This is a genomic window from Streptomyces kronopolitis, assembly GCF_050953795.1.
Lineage (GTDB): Bacteria > Actinomycetota > Actinomycetes > Streptomycetales > Streptomycetaceae > Streptomyces > Streptomyces kronopolitis_A.
Map to the genome: position 1 here is coordinate 3951742 of NZ_CP191850.1, position 14550 is coordinate 3966291.

Consider the following 14550-nt stretch of genomic DNA (forward strand, 5'->3'; position numbering starts at 1 on the left):
GCGCGGGGCCACCCGGGCCCGGCGGGCGTACGGCAACGTTTCTGCCGTCCTGGGCTGCCGCGTTCAGTCGCGTTTGCAGATCCGGTCGAGGAGGTTGGCGGTGGCGCGCTGGACGCGCTGGTCGACATGGCCGGGGCGGTCGAGGGCGGGGGACCAGGCGAAGGTGCCGGACGAGAAGACCCAGGCGCCGCTGGGGGCGCGGTAGAGGGAGGTCTCCTGATGGCGGCGGGCGCCCTCGCTGTCGCGGTAGGGGGAATGGGCGAGCAGGATGCGTTCGCTGTGGTCGGGGAGGCTGGTGCGGGGGAAGTAGCGGTCGGCCTCGCCGGCGACCAGGCCGGGCAGCTCGTCGCCCTCGTGGGCGCCGGTGGCCTCCCACAGCCAGTGCTCGCCGTTGCGGACGACCAGGGGCGCCGGCTCGGGGACCCGGCCGGCGTACTGGATGCCCATCAGCCGCTGCTCGGGGTCGCCCAGCTCGCGCCAGAGCGCGGGACGGCCGGGACCCTGCCGCTTGCGGCACGTCAGCAGCGAATCCGGGCCCGAGGGCGACGGGGACAGCTCGACCTGCCAGTACATGGTGTTGGCGGACAGGAAGACCAGGGAGGTGCCGTTGTCGCGGGCGCTCTCGACCGTGCGGCGCATCGGCACCGACCAGTACTCGTCGTGGCCGGGGAAGACCAGGCCGCGGTAGCGCGAGGGGTCGACGCGGCCGGCGTGCAGATCGCGGGCGTCGGCGTAGGCGAGGTCGTAGCCGTAGCGCTCCGCCCAGCGGATGAAGTCGTAGGCGTGGCCGACATGGAGGGGCAGTCCGGCGCCCGCGTAGGGGCGGTTGAAGGAGACGGTGGTGGCGGCGTCCCCCTCGCCGAGCAGCGCGCCGTCCTCGTCCCAGGCGTGGTAGAGGCTGGCGCCGGTGCGGCCGTCCTCCGGGTAGAGGTTGTAGGCCTGCCAGGTGATGTCGGGCAGCAGCAGGAGGAGGTCGGCGGGCTGGTTGTCGCGGACCGTGAAGGGGATGTGGGAGCGGTAGCGGCCGTCGGCGGTGGTCAGCACGGCGACATAGGCGCCGAGGTTCCAGTAGGTGGGGACCTGGAGGCGCCAGGACAGCCACCAGTGGTGGCAGGTGACCGTGCGCTCGACCGCCATCGGGGGCGGCTGGACGATGCCGGCCAGGCGGGGGCTGGTGGTGACCTTGTGGGCACCCGTCCCGCCGTAGTGGCCGATGCGGTAGACGTCGATGCTGAAGGGCTGCGGCGGGTCGACCGAGACCCGGAAGTCGATGGCCTCACCGGGGGCCACCGCGCCGGTGCCGGCGAAGCCCTTGATCTGGCGGTGCACGTCATCGGCGGTGCGCGGGCCGTTGTGCTTGTGCGGCGCCGGCTCGCGCAGATCGCCCCGGGCCACGGCCGGGTCGACGTACCAGGGAACGATGCGGCCGGACTCGAAGTACGTCTCGCTGCCGCGCAGCCAGGGCAGCGGGCCCTGTCCGAACGGGTCCGTGACCGCGTGCGCCAGCGCGCCCGACTCCCAGCGCCTGATCTGATCCGTCGCCACCTTCCACTCCCCTCCCGCATCCCCCGTCGGTCCGGGCCGACGGGCCGGTGCTGCGTCCGGCTGAGCGGACCCGGCCGGCCATCCCCCAGCACATCACATTACGCACTCACTTCGTCACCCTTCGTCGTGAATTTAGAGGGCACCGCCCCCGAAATGCGAACTGGAAGGGAACATTCAGCCGGTAGGGGCGGGCGGCCCCGGGTGTCCGGCCCGGATCTCGCTGCCCGGTTCGCCTCCTCACGGCGGGGTGGCGGGCAGCCGCGGCCGTCGAGTCATACCAGCCGGACCGGCTTCTCGGGGCGGACGCCGACGGTCGTCAGCCAGCCGCGCAGCGGCCCGTCGTCCCCGTCGTCGACCAGGCTGAGCACCGGGCGGCCGAGGTCGGCCCGGCGGGCGCCGTCGACCAGCAGCGCCGGGCCGTCGAGCCAGTCCAGCCCGGGGGCGGCACCGGCGGTGTCGACGGCGGCGCAGCAGACCATGGCGGTGACGTGGTCGGCGAGGAGCTCACGGCCGGTGCGGGGCGGTTGCAGCGGGAACAGCGGCAGGCCGCCCTCGGCCAGGCCGTCGCCCCAGGCCACCCCCACGGCGGCGTCCTGCTCGCGGCTGCCGCGGGCGGCCTGGCGGGCCGCCTCCTCGCGCTCCTCCCGCTCGACCTCCGCGCCCAGCCGGGCGGCGACCAGATCGCCGGCCCGCTCGTCGTGCGCGAGCCGGTCGATGACCCGGGCCAGCGTCGGTCCCGGGGCCGGGGCGGCCGGTGTCCGGTCGGCGGGCGGCGGGCCGTCCGCGGGCGGGCTCACGGCCGGGACGCCGTCGGGACCGGGCAGCGCCGGGCGGCGGCCGGCGGGCGCGTGGGCGGGGGTGTGGGCGTACGAGAGGGGCGCCGCGGCGGAGTCGGGGGCCGCGGGCGGGGGCGCCGGCAGCGCGGTCGCCGGAAGATTGTCGAGAACCCGATGGAGGCGGGCGGCCTCCAGACGCCATTTCCGGTCCACGACCTCTTCCGGATACTGCTGCCAGCAGACCGGCGACCAGTCGGGCCCCGGCTCGGCGGGGCCGCCGTGGAAGAGCCGGGCGGCCAGCAGGGAGGCGGCGCGGTCGATGGCGCCCGGCTCCTCCAGGAGGTCGCAGGCCGGGCGGTCGCCGAGGCGGGAGGCGAAGCCGTCGGCGAGGCGGTCGCGGCGGGAGAGTTCGGTGAGCGCGGAGACCACGCCGGCGTCCAGCCGGGACGGCCAGCGGCCCATCCGCCAGGCGGGCAGCGCGACCCGGGTCAGCAGCCGGTCCCAGCCCGCGTACGCCAGGCCGACCTGCTCCTGGGCGACGATCCGCAGGCCGTAGTCGACGTTCTGGGCGCGCTCGGAGGCGGCGGCCGCGACGGCGCGCTCCATGATCGTGGCGTGCTCGCGGCCGACGTGCAGCAGCAGCCGCGCCACCCGGCCGACGAAGCGGAGCGGAAGACCGTGCAGCCGGCCGCCGGTCCTGGCGGCTACCGCCACGGCGGCGTCCAGACCGCGGATGAACCGGCGGGCGGCGGCTATGTCGGGGTGCGCGGAGGGGCCGGTGCCGGCGACGACGGGCGCCAGCAGGGCGCGCAGCTCGGCGACCCGCATCCACCACAGGAACGGGGAGCCGATGACCAGGACCGGCGCCTCGGGGGCCCGGCGCCCGGCACCGTCCGCACGGCGCAGGCCGCGCGGCGGGCCGTGGGCGCGGTGGGTGCGGTCCTCCAGCCAGCTGTCGCAGTCCGGGGTCAGCGCTATGGCCGAGGGAGCGGGGACGTCCAGGCGCTCGGCGAGATCGCGGACCAGGCGGTAGAGGTCGGGGGCCGACTTCTCGGAGATCGGCACGGACGGGCTGAGGGCGGGTCTGGCGCGCGCCACGACGACGGTGACCAGCGCGGCCAGCAGCAGGCTGACCACGGCGGCGCCGCCGGCGATCCAGCCGGCGAGGTCCCAGCCGGCGCCGAGCCGCCCGGTCGCCCGGCCGGCGAACAGCACCACCGCCACAGCCGCGGGCAGCAGCGCCACGGCTCTCGCCCTGCTGCGGATCCGCAGCACGGCGAGGGCGCGGGCACGCGCCGCCAGGACGCCTGTTTCGGGACTTGCCACGAGCCTGTACACCCCCTGCTGTCCTGACGGAGCCGGACGGAGAGAACGCGGGACGGACTACGAGAGATGCGCGTCGGTGGTGCACGCGAGGGCACACCACCACTGTGGCACCGGCCACCGACATCGCAATGCCGGTGAGCCAGTTGCCGGACGCCGCCGCGGCGGGGGTGCCGGATTCCGGCACGGCCACCGCAGGACGCTTGCGCGGCACCCTAGTTGGGGGGTGCGCGCCCCGTCAGCGGGATATGTGGTGCGGTCACCCGATGGAATGGCTTTGGGCAAAGCCGGGAACCGGTGCCGGGACGGTGTGGGCGGTGCGCCCTTCGGCCCTGTCTGCGCCCACAACGACAGGGGCATATGCCACGGTATGTGACATATGCCCCAGAAGAGACCTCGCCGGGTGGAGCAGGCACGCCCGCTCCGGCGTCCGCTCCCGCTACGCGCCCGGTGCCTGCGCCGCCTCGTCCGCGACCTTGGCGGCGATGTCCGTGCGGTGCTGCGAGCCGTCCAGCCGGATCCGGTCCACGGCGCGGTAGGCGCGCCGGCGGGCGGTGGTGAGGTCGGCGCCGACGGCCGTGACGGACAGCACCCGGCCGCCCGCGCTCAGCACCGCGCCGGCGTCGTCGAGCCGGGTGCCGGCGTGCAGCACGTACGCGTCCGGGGCGTCCTTCTCGGCGACCTCGGCCAGGCCCTCGATGGGGTCGCCGGTGCGCGGGGTGCCGGGGTAGTTGTGCGAGGCGATGACGACCGTGACGGCGGCGTCGTCGTGCCAGCGCAGCGGCGGCAGGGCGGCGAGGTTGCCGGTGGCGGCCGCGGTCAGCAGCCCGCCGAGCGGGGTCTGCAGGCGGGCGAGGACGACCTGGGTCTCCGGGTCGCCGAAGCGCGCGTTGAACTCGATCACGCGCACCCCGCGGGAGGTGATCGCCAGGCCCGCGTAGAGCAGCCCGGAGAACGGGGTGCCGCGGCGGCGCAGCTCGTCGACGGTGGGCTGCAGGACCGTGGCCATGACCTCGTCGACCAGCTGGGGGTCGGCCCAGGGCAGCGGGCTGTAGGCGCCCATGCCGCCGGTGTTGGGGCCCGCGTCGCCGTCGAGGGCGCGCTTGAAGTCCTGGGCGGGCTGCAGCGGGACGACGGTCTCGCCGTCGGTGACGGCGAAGAGCGAGACCTCGGGGCCGTCGAGGAACTCCTCGATGACGACGCGCTCGCAGGCCAGCGCGTGCGCCCGGGCCGCCTCGACGTCCTCGGTGACCACGACGCCCTTGCCGGCCGCCAGCCCGTCGTCCTTGACGACATACGGCGCCCCGAAGGCGTCCAGGGCTTCGTCGATCTCTTCCGGGGTGGTGCAGACATAGCTGCGGGCGGTGGGGACGGCCGCGGCGGCCATCACGTCCTTGGCGAAGGCCTTGGAGCCCTCCAGCTGCGCGGCCTCGGCCGAGGGGCCGAACACCGGGATGCCGCGCTCGCGGACGGCGTCCGCGACGCCCGCCACCAGGGGGGCTTCGGGACCGACCACGACCAGATCGGCCGCCAGGCCGGCGGCGAGTTCGGCGACGGCCGTGCCGTCGAGGGCGTTGACCCCGTGCAATTCGGCCACCTCGGCGATGCCGGCGTTGCCGGGAGCGCAGTGCAGCGCGGTGACGTCGGGGTCGAGGGACAGAGAGCGGCACAGGGCGTGTTCGCGGGCGCCGCCGCCGATGACGAGGACCTTCACGGTGGCAGCCTAGACGAGAGCGCCGGACCGCCGGACCCCGGCCGGGCCCCGGCGGCGGGCGGGCCCGAAGCGGCCGGAAACCGCGCGTCGCCGCGGCGGCAACTCTTTCGGGTGAGTTGCCCGATGCCCCTATACCCGACATGGCACTCCTTCCGGGCGGAAAGAGCGTGATCGTGGGGCCGACGCCAGCCGTTCGGCGGTAGGAAGGAGGCTGCGTGCACCGACCGTCCCGTATGACACGCGTGCCTCGCACGTACCGGAAGAGAGTTTTGGAGAGGGAGTGCACGGGTGAGTCAGCCGGAGATGCAGCCCGAGGGACCCCCTCGGGAGGGCGGCAGCCCCACGCGGGAGAACGGCCGCCGGGGCTCCGGCCGGCGGGATCTCGCGGGGCGGGTCTTCCCGCTCGGCGACTGGGGTGAGCCGGCCGACCGTCTGGACGCGCTCTACCTGTGGACCGAGGAGGGCGCGCTGCGCGCCGCCGACTGGTATCTGCGCGACCGGCGGGGCAAGCGGCGCGGTGCGCGGGTGCTGCGGCTGGGGGCGGCGGCCGGCGTGACGGTGGGCGGGGCGCTGCCGCTGCTGGATCTGGCCGGGGTCTGGCCGGGCGGGGCGCCCTGGGGCTGTCTGTCGCTGCTGCTGGCCGCGGTGTGCGTGGGCGCCGACCGGTACTTCGGGGTGACGGCCGGGTGGATGCGGGACCTGGCTACCGCCCAGGCGATCCACCGGCGGCTGGAGGCGCTGCAGTTCGACTGGGCGGCGGAGAGCGTGCGCGAGGTGCTCGGGCCGGCCGAGGGCACCGCGGGCGAGGCGGCGGAGCGCTGCCTGGGCCTGCTGCGGCGGTTCACCGAGGACCTCGCCGAGCTGGTGCGGGCCGAAACGGCCGACTGGATGGCGGAGTTCCGGGCCGGGCCGGTGCCGCAGGCCACGCTCGCGGTGGTGCCGTGGGCGGCCGTGCCGCGGCCCGAGGGCACGGCCCCGCAGCCCCGGTATCCGCTGCCGCCGCCGGGCGCCCGCCCGAACATGCCGCGGCAGCGGCCGCCGGAGTCCCCGCGCTGACCGCGGCCGTACGGGGTGGCGGGAGCGAGCGGGGTCACTCCCCGGCCCGCTCCCGCCCCCGTTCCGGGTCAGCTGAAGACGATCATGGAGCCCTGGCCGAGGCTCCGGGTGGCGGCCGCGTGCAGCCCGAGCCAGACGTGCCGCTCCCGGGCGAACGGACTGTCGTCCAGGGGCACCGCGCTCGCCCGCTCCTCCAGTGAGGTGGGCCCGGCCGGCGGCGCCGGAGGGGCCGGCGGATTGGCCGGATCGATGCCCAGGGACGGCGCGACGAGTTCGAGCTCGCGCAGCAGGCCGTGCGAGGAGCCCAGCGGGCCGCCGCCCTCCAGCAGTTCGTCGTTGGCGAGCGGCTGCGGGAAGTCGACCGGGACGTAGGCGCCCGCGTGGTCGTAGTGCCACACCAGATGGGACTCCTGCGCGGTGGCCTCGAACATCTCCAGCAACTGCTCGTAGTCGCCGCCCAGTTCGTCGACCGGGGTCACCTCCAGGCCGCACAGCCGCAGCAGATAGGCACGGCGCAGGAAGTGCAGGGCGTCGTAGTCGAAGCCGGCGATGGGCGCGACGTCACCGGAGAGCCCCGGCATGTAGCTGAAGACCGGGACCGGTGGCAGACCCGCTTCCGTCAGGGCCTTGTCATAGGCGGCGATCTCTTCGGAGAACGGGTTGTCGGGGCTGTGGCACAGCACATCGACGAGGGGTACCAGCCACAGGTCACATGCCACGAGTGTGGGCTCGCTTCCGGTCGGGGGACTAGGACTCCGGCGCACGTACGCTACGGGTACGGCCCATGACGGCCGACGGTCGGGACAGCGTAGTGCTAGCCGCGCGTTCCGACGAGAGCGAGGGAGTGCTCGTTGTACTCCGCGATCAGCCGCTGGGCGGTGGGCAGATCGTGGTGGATCAGCGCGTCGGCCAGCGCGCCGTGCCCCTGCCACAGATGGCTGCGCAGATCCGCCTGGCGGCGCAGCAGCGGCACCGCGAACATCCAGGTCTGCACGCGGATCCGGTCCAGGAAGTCGCTGATGTAGGCGTTGTGCACGATGCCGCTCAGCTCACGCCAGAACCGCAGGTCGTAGCCGATGAGCACGTCGAGGTCACCGGCCCGGGCGGCCCGTTCGGCCTCGTCGGCGCGGCGGCGGATGGAGACCAGCACCCCGGCGGGGGTGGCGCGCAGGGCGTGGTCGGCGCCGCTGCGGAAGATGCCCTCGATGATCAGCGTGCGGGCCTCGACCATGGCGCGGAAGTCGTCGGAGCTGAAGGCGTGCACCTTGTAGCCGCGGTGCTGTTCGACGTCGAGCAGGCCCTGGGCGCACAGATCCAGCAGCGCCTCGCGCACCGGGGTCGCGGAGACGCCGTACTGCTCGGCGATCTCCTTGACGGTGAAGGGGTGGCCGCACGGCAGCCGGCCGGCCAGGATCTCGTCGCGCAGCGCGTCGGCGATCTGCTGGCGCAGGGTGCTGCGTCGTATGACTGAGCTGTCTCCGCCGGCGGCCATCGTCTGCGTCTCCTTCGACGTCCCAGACCGCGCAGGTGGGAGCGGCCCCCGCCCACGATAGGCGAGGGCCACGCCGGGCCGCCGGGCGAGGGCGCTCTTCGAGCGTCCCGCGCGGCGGCCGTGACCTGCGGTTTCCCCGCGGACGGGGACCGCGGGGCGACGGTTCAGACGGTGTGGGCGTCGGCCGCCGTCAGCGCCTGGTCGAGGGCGGCGAGGCCCTCCTTGGCCTCGGCCTCGGTGACCGTGCAGGCGGGGACGACATGCGTCCGGTTCATGTTCACGAACGGCCACAGCCCACCGCTCTTGCAGGCCGCGGCGAATTCGGCCATCGGAGCGTTGGCGGCGCCGGACGCGTTGTAGGGGACCAGCGGCTCGCGGGTCTCCTTGTTCTTCACCAGGTCCAGGGCCCAGAAGACGCCCATGCCGCGGACCTCGCCGACCGACGGGTGACGTGCGGCGATCTCGTGCAGCGCGGGGCCGATGACCTTCTCCCCGATCTCGGCGGCGTTCTCCACGATCCGCTCCTCGGTCATCGCGTTCATGGTGGCGACGGCGGAGGCGCAGGCCAGGGGGTGGCCGGAGTAGGTCAGACCGCCCGGGTAGGGGCGCTGGTCGAAGGTGGCCGCGATCTCGGCGCTGATCGCCACGCCGCCCAGCGGCACATAGCCGGAGTTGACGCCCTTGGCGAAGGTCAGCAGGTCGGGGGTGACGCCGAAGTGGTCGGCGGCGAACCAGGCGCCCGTGCGGCCGAAGCCCGCCATGACCTCGTCGAGGATGAAGACGATGCCGAAGCGGTCGCAGATCTCGCGGACCCCGGCGAGGTAGCCGGCCGGCGGGACCATGATCCCGGCGGTGCCCGGCACGGTCTCCAGGATGATCGCCGCGATCGACTGCGGACCCTCGAAGGCGATGGTCTGCTCCAGGTGCGCGAGGGCGCGCTCGCACTCCTGCTGCTCGTTCTCGGCGTGGAAGGCCGAGCGGTAGAGGAACGGGCCCCAGAAGTGGACCACACCCGCGGAGGCGGTGTCGGAGGGCCAGCGGCGCGGGTCGCCGGTCAGGTTGATCGCGGTGGCGGTGGCGCCGTGGTATGAGCGGTAGGCGGAGAGCACCTTGGCGCGGCCGGTGTGCAGCCGGGCCATCCGGACCGCGTTCTCCACGGCCTCCGCGCCGCCGTTGGTGAAGAAGATCTTGTCGAGGTCGCCGGGGGTGCGCTCGGCGACCAGCCGGGCGGCCTCGGAGCGGACGTCCACGGCGAATCCGGGCGCGAGGGTGCACAGCTTCGCGGCCTGCTCCTGGATCGCCGCGACGACCTTGGGGTGCTGGTGGCCGATGTTGGTGTTGACCAGCTGGGAGGAGAAGTCGAGGTAGCGGTTGCCGTCGTAGTCCCAGAAGTACGAGCCCTCGGCGCCGGCGATCGGCAGCGGGTCGATCAGGCCCTGCGCGGACCAGGAGTGGAAGACGTGCGCGCGGTCGGCGGCCTTTACTGCGGCACCGGCAGCGGGGTCGGCGGAGGCGGAGGGCGTCGTGGTCACGGTCAGTACCTCGGATCGGTCGCTCGGGTCCGCCGGGGGATGGGCGCGGCGAACGTCCTCAGCGTAGGGATCACGGGCACCGGTCGACACCGACAGTGTGTATGGCACTCACCACCCGCGCGGACACACTGTCTACGGGCGGGCGCCCTGTCCGGCGTCCGGGGACGGCCGGCCGGGCGCGGGGCGGTCAGCCGGCCGCGGGGAACACCGTCCGCACCGCCCGCCCCCAGGGGTGGGCGGTCAGCTCCGGGCGCAGCGCCGCCAGGCCCCCGCAGTAGACGGGGAAGTCCTCCGCGGGTATCCCGCGGGCGGCCAGCAGCCGGTCCGCCGGGCCGGGCCCGCCGCCGGTCCGGCTCCGTACGAGGACCAGCCCGCCCTCGGCGCGCACCGTGCGGCCGGTCTCCGCGTCCCGGCAGCGCAGCGCCGCGTCACAGACCAGGCGCTGGCCGTCCGCGGCCAGGACGGCCCGGGTGCGCTCGGTCTCCAGGACGCGGCGCAGGCCGTCGGGGGCCGCGGGGCCGTCGGAGCCGTCCAGTACGGAGGCGAGGAAGCGGCGGGGCGCCGGGCCGAGCACCGCGTCATCGGGCAGCAGCGGCCTGCGGTGCGTGACCGGTGCCCCGCCCCGCCCGGTGAGCGCGACCTCGACCTGCCGCTCCCCGGTGTCCTCGCAGGTCCACTCCCGGATCGTGTGGCGGGTCCGGCGCTCCAGCCGGTGTTCGTGGAAGAACCGCAGGCCGGGGGTGTCGTAGTAGACCGCGCGGCAGGGGAACCAGCGGCGGCCGTTGACGCACAGCGCCACGAACCCGCCGCCGGGCCGGTCCCGTTCGGTGAGTGCGACCGCCACGGCGGTGAAGACCTCGAACGGGACGAGATAGCTGCGGTCGCACGGGGCGGGGCGGGCGGCCCGTGCCCGGACGTCGGCGAGCGTCGCCGGACGTGCGGCCATGGCGGCGCGGGCGAGGGCTCGTACGGCGGGGATCACTCGGTCTCCTTCGGCGTGACGTCGGTGGCGTTGCTGTCGGAGGCGCTGCTGTCGGAGGCGTCGTTGTCGTACGCGTTCTACGCCCTGCGCGCCCCCGGAAGTTCCGGTACGCGGAAACCGGCATCCGTCATCGCCGGGTCTCGGACAAAGTCGGCCGGTTGTGACACCCCGCCGACGACCGCGGGCCCCTCCGGCGCGGCGGATTGACAGCACACTGTCGTCATGCCCAGGGTGCTGTCACGGGCCGTGTGCCGCACCGGCACCGGACCCGGGAGCCGGGGATTCCGCCGCCGACCGAGGAGCACCCATGACCGACAGCACCGCACCCGACGCACCGGCCGGCGGCACCGTGCACGTCGCCGCCTACGACACGCTCGCCGACTGGGAGTGCGGCCACGCCCTCGCCCACCTCCGCGACGGCGGCTCCTTCCGCCCCTCGCGGCCGGCCTACGCCGTGGCCACCGTCGCGCTCACCGCCGACCGGCCGGTGACGACCATGGGCGGGCAGCGGATCACCCCCGATCTCGCGCTCGACGCGCTGCGTCCCGGCGACAGCGCGCTGCTGATCCTCCCGGGCGCCCGGCTCTGGGACACCGGCCCGGAGTTGGCGCCCTTCGCCGACAAGGCCCGGGAGTTCCTCGCCGCGGGGCTACCGGTCGCCGCGATCTGCGGCGCGACCGCGGGTCTGGCCCGGGCGGGCCTGCTGGACGACCGCGCGCACACCAGCGGGGCCGCCGGGTACCTCGCCGCGCAGTCCGGCTACCGGGGCGCCGGTCACTACCGCGAGGCGGACGCGGTGCGCGACGGCGGGCTGATCACCGCGGGCCCGACCGAGCCGGTGGCCTTCGCCCGGGAGATCTTCGCCGCGCTCGACGTCATGGAGCCGGCGGTCCTCGACGCCTGGTACCGGCTGTTCGCCCGCTCCGACGCCGCCGCCTTCCCCGTGCTCCGGGCGGCGGGCGCGGCCCGCGGCGGCTCCGCGTGACCGCCCCCCGGCCGCACGGGTCCCGGGGCGCCGTGCGGGAGGACCCGGAACTCCGCGGCTCCGCGCTCCTCAGCCGTACCGCCCTCGCCGTCTTCCGCCTCAACGGCCGGCTCCTGTCGGTCGCCGACGGCCTCGCCCGCCCGTCCGGCCTGACCGCCGCCTGGTGGCAGGTCCTGGGCGCCGTCCTGCCCGAGCCGCTGCCGGTGGCCGGGATCGCCCGCGCGATGGGCATCACCCGGCAGAGCGTGCAGCGCATCGCCGACCTCCTGGTCGACCGCGAGCTGGCGGAGTACCGCCCCAACCCGGCACACCGCCGCGCCAAGCTCCTCGCCCCCACCACGGCGGGCCGGGCGGCCGTGGCCCGCATCGCCCCCGGTCACGCCGAGTTCGCCGCCCGCCTGTCCGAACGACTCGGCGGCCCGGACGACTTCCGGCAGGTCATGGCGTCCCTGGAGCGCCTGTCGACCGCCCTGGACGCCCTCGCGGAGGACGACGGGATCCCCCCGGCCGCGCGCGGGTGAGAACCCACCCGACGTCCTCCCGGGACGACGCGTACTCCCCCATCACGACGAACAACCGCGCACCCACCCCGTGAGGGAATGGATGTGCGGCTGTCCGCGCCCGCCGTTCCGGCCGTCCTACGACAGGAACGAGTTGATCTCGATCGTCTCGTCGCGGCCGGGGCCGACGCCGATCGCGGAGATCGGGGCACCGGACATCTCCTCCAGCGCCTTGACGTACGCCTGGGCGTTCTTCGGCAGGTCGGCGAAGGACTTGGCCTTGGTGATGTCCTCGGACCAGCCGGGGAGCATCTCGTAGACCGGCTTCGCGTGGTGGAAGTCGGACTGGCTGTAGGGCAGTTCCTCGGTGCGCTTGCCGTCGATCTCGTAGGCGACGCAGACCGGGATCTGCTCCCAGCCGGTCAGCACGTCGAGCTTGGTGAGGAAGAAGTCCGTCAGACCGTTGACGCGGGTCGCGTAGCGGGCGATGACCGCGTCGAACCAGCCGCAGCGGCGGTCACGGCCGGTGGTCACCCCGCGCTCGCCGCCGATGCGGCGCAGCGCCTCGCCGTCCTCGTCGAACAGCTCGGTCGGGAACGGACCGGCGCCGACGCGCGTCGTATAGGCCTTGAGGATGCCGATGACGCGGCTGATCTTGGTGGGGCCGACGCCCGCACCGGTGCAGGCGCCGCCCGCGGTCGGGTTCGAGGACGTGACGAAGGGGTACGTGCCGTGATCGATGTCCAGCAGCGTGCCCTGGCCGCCCTCGAAGAGGACCACCTTGTCGTCGTCCAGCGCCTTGTTCAGGATCAGGGTGGTGTCGGCGACATAGCCCTTGATCTTGTCGGCGTAGCCCAGCAGCTCCTCGACGACCTGGTCGGCCTCGATGGCGCGGCGGTTGTAGAGCTTGGTCAGCAGCTGGTTCTTGACCTCAAGAGCCGCCTCGACCTTCTGGATGAGGATCGACTCGTCGTAGAGGTCCTGCACCCGGATGCCGACGCGGTTGATCTTGTCGGCGTAGGTCGGGCCGATGCCGCGGCCGGTGGTGCCGATCTTCCGCTTGCCGAGGAACCGTTCCGTCACCTTGTCGACGGTGATGTTGTACGGCGTGATCAGGTGCGCGTTACCGCTGAGCAGCAGCTTGGACGTGTCGACGCCGCGCTCGTTGAGTCCGCTCAGCTCGGAGAGCAGGACCGCCGGGTCGACGACGACACCGTTGCCGATGACCGGGGTGCACCCCGGCGAGAGGATTCCGGAAGGGAGCAGGTGCAGTGCGTACTTCTGGTCGCCGACGACGACCGTGTGGCCGGCATTGTTGCCGCCCTGGTAGCGCACCACATAGTCCACGGACCCACCGAGCAGATCGGTGGCCTTTCCCTTGCCCTCATCACCCCACTGAGCACCGAGCAGCACAAGTGCGGGCACAGGCGTACACCCCTTCCGGGCGGGGCATGTCCAACGTGCGTGGATGGCGACAACGTGCGTGTTCACGCGTACGTCATCGCCAGAGCCGTCGAACCGGTGCCCCGGAATAGACGAAGCCCCTGGCGCAATAGCGCAAGGGGCTCTTGCACCGAGATGCTACCTGAGGAAGGACCGAGGTGTCGGCGCAGCCTTCTGGGCACTTTCCCGTGGACTCCGTTCGGGGGTACCCCCTGCTCGTGGTCATCGACCCGGTCGCCCGCAGTACCGACGGCGAGGCCGTGCGGATCGCGAAGGATGTCCTGTGCGCGGGCGCGGGGGCGAAAATCTGCCTCCCGGAGGGCCCGGAGGAATTCGCGCGGATGCTGGCCCGGCGCGGGCAGCGGCGGCCGGTGGTGATCGGCGACGACCGGGCGCTGCTGCGCGTGGTGAGCCTGCTGCACAAGGAGCGGGAGCTGGCCGGGGTGCCGCTGTCGATGGTCCCGGTCGGGGCCCCGGCCACCGTCGCGCTGAGCCGCGCCCTGGGCATCCCGACGGACACCGTGGCCGCCGCCCGGACCGTCCTGGACGGCGGGGAGCGCCCGATGGACCTGCTCACGGACGACAGCGACGGCATCGTGCTGGGCAGCCTGCGCATCCCGTGCGGCGAGACGGGCCGGCCGGGGCCCGGGACGGCGGTGCCCCGGCAGTCGTCCCCGGCGGACGCGGCGGATCCGGCGGATTCCGTGGCCCCCCGGGGCGGCCCGGCGGCACCGGGGGATCCGGCCGACGGGGACGGCCCCTGGTGGCGGCCGTACGCCCGCACCGCCCGCACGGCGCTGTCGCTGCTGGCCGCCCCGGCGGCCGGGCACCTGCGGTCCGGCGACGGCCGCACGGGCGGGCGACGGGCACGGGTGCCGGGGCAGCGGCTGCGGATCGAGGCGGACGGGGTGCTGCTGGCCGATCTGGACCGGCCGGTGCGCGGGGTGTCGGTGGTGCCGGGCGGCCGGGCCGGGAACGGGTCCGGGCCGGACGGCGGCGGTGAGCTGGCCGAGGTCGTGGTGCACTGGCCCGGCGGCGGGCGGTCGGTGCGCACCCGGGCGCGGGCGGTGACGGTGTCCGGCGCGGACTTCCACTACCGGGCGGACGCCCTGGTCGGCGGCCCGGTCCGGACCCGTACGTGGACGGTGCAGCCGGCGGCCTGGCGGCTCCAGCTGCCGCGGGACTGAGGCGGCCTCCCGAGG

Annotated in this window: 12 protein-coding genes; 4 read left to right on the forward strand and 8 right to left on the reverse strand. The window is 74.5% G+C overall.

From position 1 onward, the window contains the following. Positions 1-63: 63 nt before the first annotated feature. From ACQP17_RS17390 to purD, 3 genes are all read right to left on the reverse strand, one after another. On the reverse strand, positions 64-1545 hold the full coding sequence (locus ACQP17_RS17390) for a N,N-dimethylformamidase beta subunit family domain-containing protein (RefSeq protein ID WP_433857095.1): 1482 nt from the start codon (positions 1543-1545) through the stop codon (positions 64-66). Positions 1546-1817: 272 nt separating this feature from the next. Further along, entirely contained in the window at positions 1818-3647 is a 1830-nt protein-coding gene (locus ACQP17_RS17395; RefSeq protein WP_433857096.1) for a hypothetical protein, read from the reverse strand. Between the two features lie 436 nt (positions 3648-4083). Further along, positions 4084-5358 carry a phosphoribosylamine--glycine ligase gene (purD, locus tag ACQP17_RS17400; RefSeq protein WP_433857097.1) on the reverse strand — a complete coding sequence of 425 codons (1275 nt, stop codon included), beginning with the start codon at positions 5356-5358 and terminating at the stop codon, positions 4084-4086. 288 nt (positions 5359-5646) lie between these two features. Here purD and ACQP17_RS17405 point away from each other — a divergent pair, with 288 nt between their 5' ends. Continuing rightward, positions 5647-6414 carry an SLATT domain-containing protein gene (locus ACQP17_RS17405; RefSeq protein ID WP_433857098.1) on the forward strand — a complete coding sequence of 256 codons (768 nt, stop codon included), beginning with the start codon at positions 5647-5649 and terminating at the stop codon, positions 6412-6414. Positions 6415-6482: 68 nt separating this feature from the next. On the opposite strand, the gene ACQP17_RS17410 is transcribed toward ACQP17_RS17405, so the two are convergent. From ACQP17_RS17410 to ACQP17_RS17425, 4 genes are all read right to left on the reverse strand, one after another. Beyond that, positions 6483-7133 carry a hypothetical protein gene (locus ACQP17_RS17410; RefSeq protein WP_433857099.1) on the reverse strand — a complete coding sequence of 217 codons (651 nt, stop codon included), beginning with the start codon at positions 7131-7133 and terminating at the stop codon, positions 6483-6485. A gap of 95 nt (positions 7134-7228) precedes the next feature. Continuing rightward, positions 7229-7906 (reverse strand): GntR family transcriptional regulator, encoded by a 678-nt coding sequence (locus tag ACQP17_RS17415; RefSeq protein ID WP_433857100.1) that lies wholly within the window; start codon positions 7904-7906, stop codon positions 7229-7231. Positions 7907-8070: 164 nt separating this feature from the next. After that, on the reverse strand, positions 8071-9438 hold the full coding sequence (locus tag ACQP17_RS17420) for an aspartate aminotransferase family protein (protein WP_433857101.1): 1368 nt from the start codon (positions 9436-9438) through the stop codon (positions 8071-8073). Positions 9439-9625: 187 nt separating this feature from the next. Continuing rightward, a complete protein-coding gene (locus ACQP17_RS17425; protein WP_433857102.1) occupies positions 9626-10420 on the reverse strand; it encodes a hypothetical protein in 795 nt (264 codons plus the stop codon). Between the two features lie 307 nt (positions 10421-10727). On the opposite strand from ACQP17_RS17425, the gene ACQP17_RS17430 reads away from it, so the two are divergent. After that, positions 10728-11405 (forward strand): DJ-1/PfpI family protein, encoded by a 678-nt coding sequence (locus tag ACQP17_RS17430; RefSeq protein ID WP_433857103.1) that lies wholly within the window; start codon positions 10728-10730, stop codon positions 11403-11405. Between the two features lie 32 nt (positions 11406-11437). Further along, a complete protein-coding gene (locus ACQP17_RS17435; RefSeq protein ID WP_433859928.1) occupies positions 11438-11926 on the forward strand; it encodes a MarR family winged helix-turn-helix transcriptional regulator in 489 nt (162 codons plus the stop codon). 117 nt (positions 11927-12043) lie between these two features. Here ACQP17_RS17435 and ACQP17_RS17440 read toward each other — a convergent pair whose 3' ends face one another. Next, entirely contained in the window at positions 12044-13330 is a 1287-nt protein-coding gene (locus ACQP17_RS17440; protein WP_433857104.1) for an adenylosuccinate synthase, read from the reverse strand. A 206-nt stretch (positions 13331-13536) separates the two neighbouring features. On the opposite strand from ACQP17_RS17440, the gene ACQP17_RS17445 reads away from it, so the two are divergent. Then, the gene (locus tag ACQP17_RS17445) at positions 13537-14535 is read left to right on the forward strand and encodes a hypothetical protein (RefSeq protein WP_433857105.1); all 999 of its coding nucleotides are present in this window, start codon (positions 13537-13539) and stop codon (positions 14533-14535) included. Positions 14536-14550 lie beyond the last annotated feature (15 nt).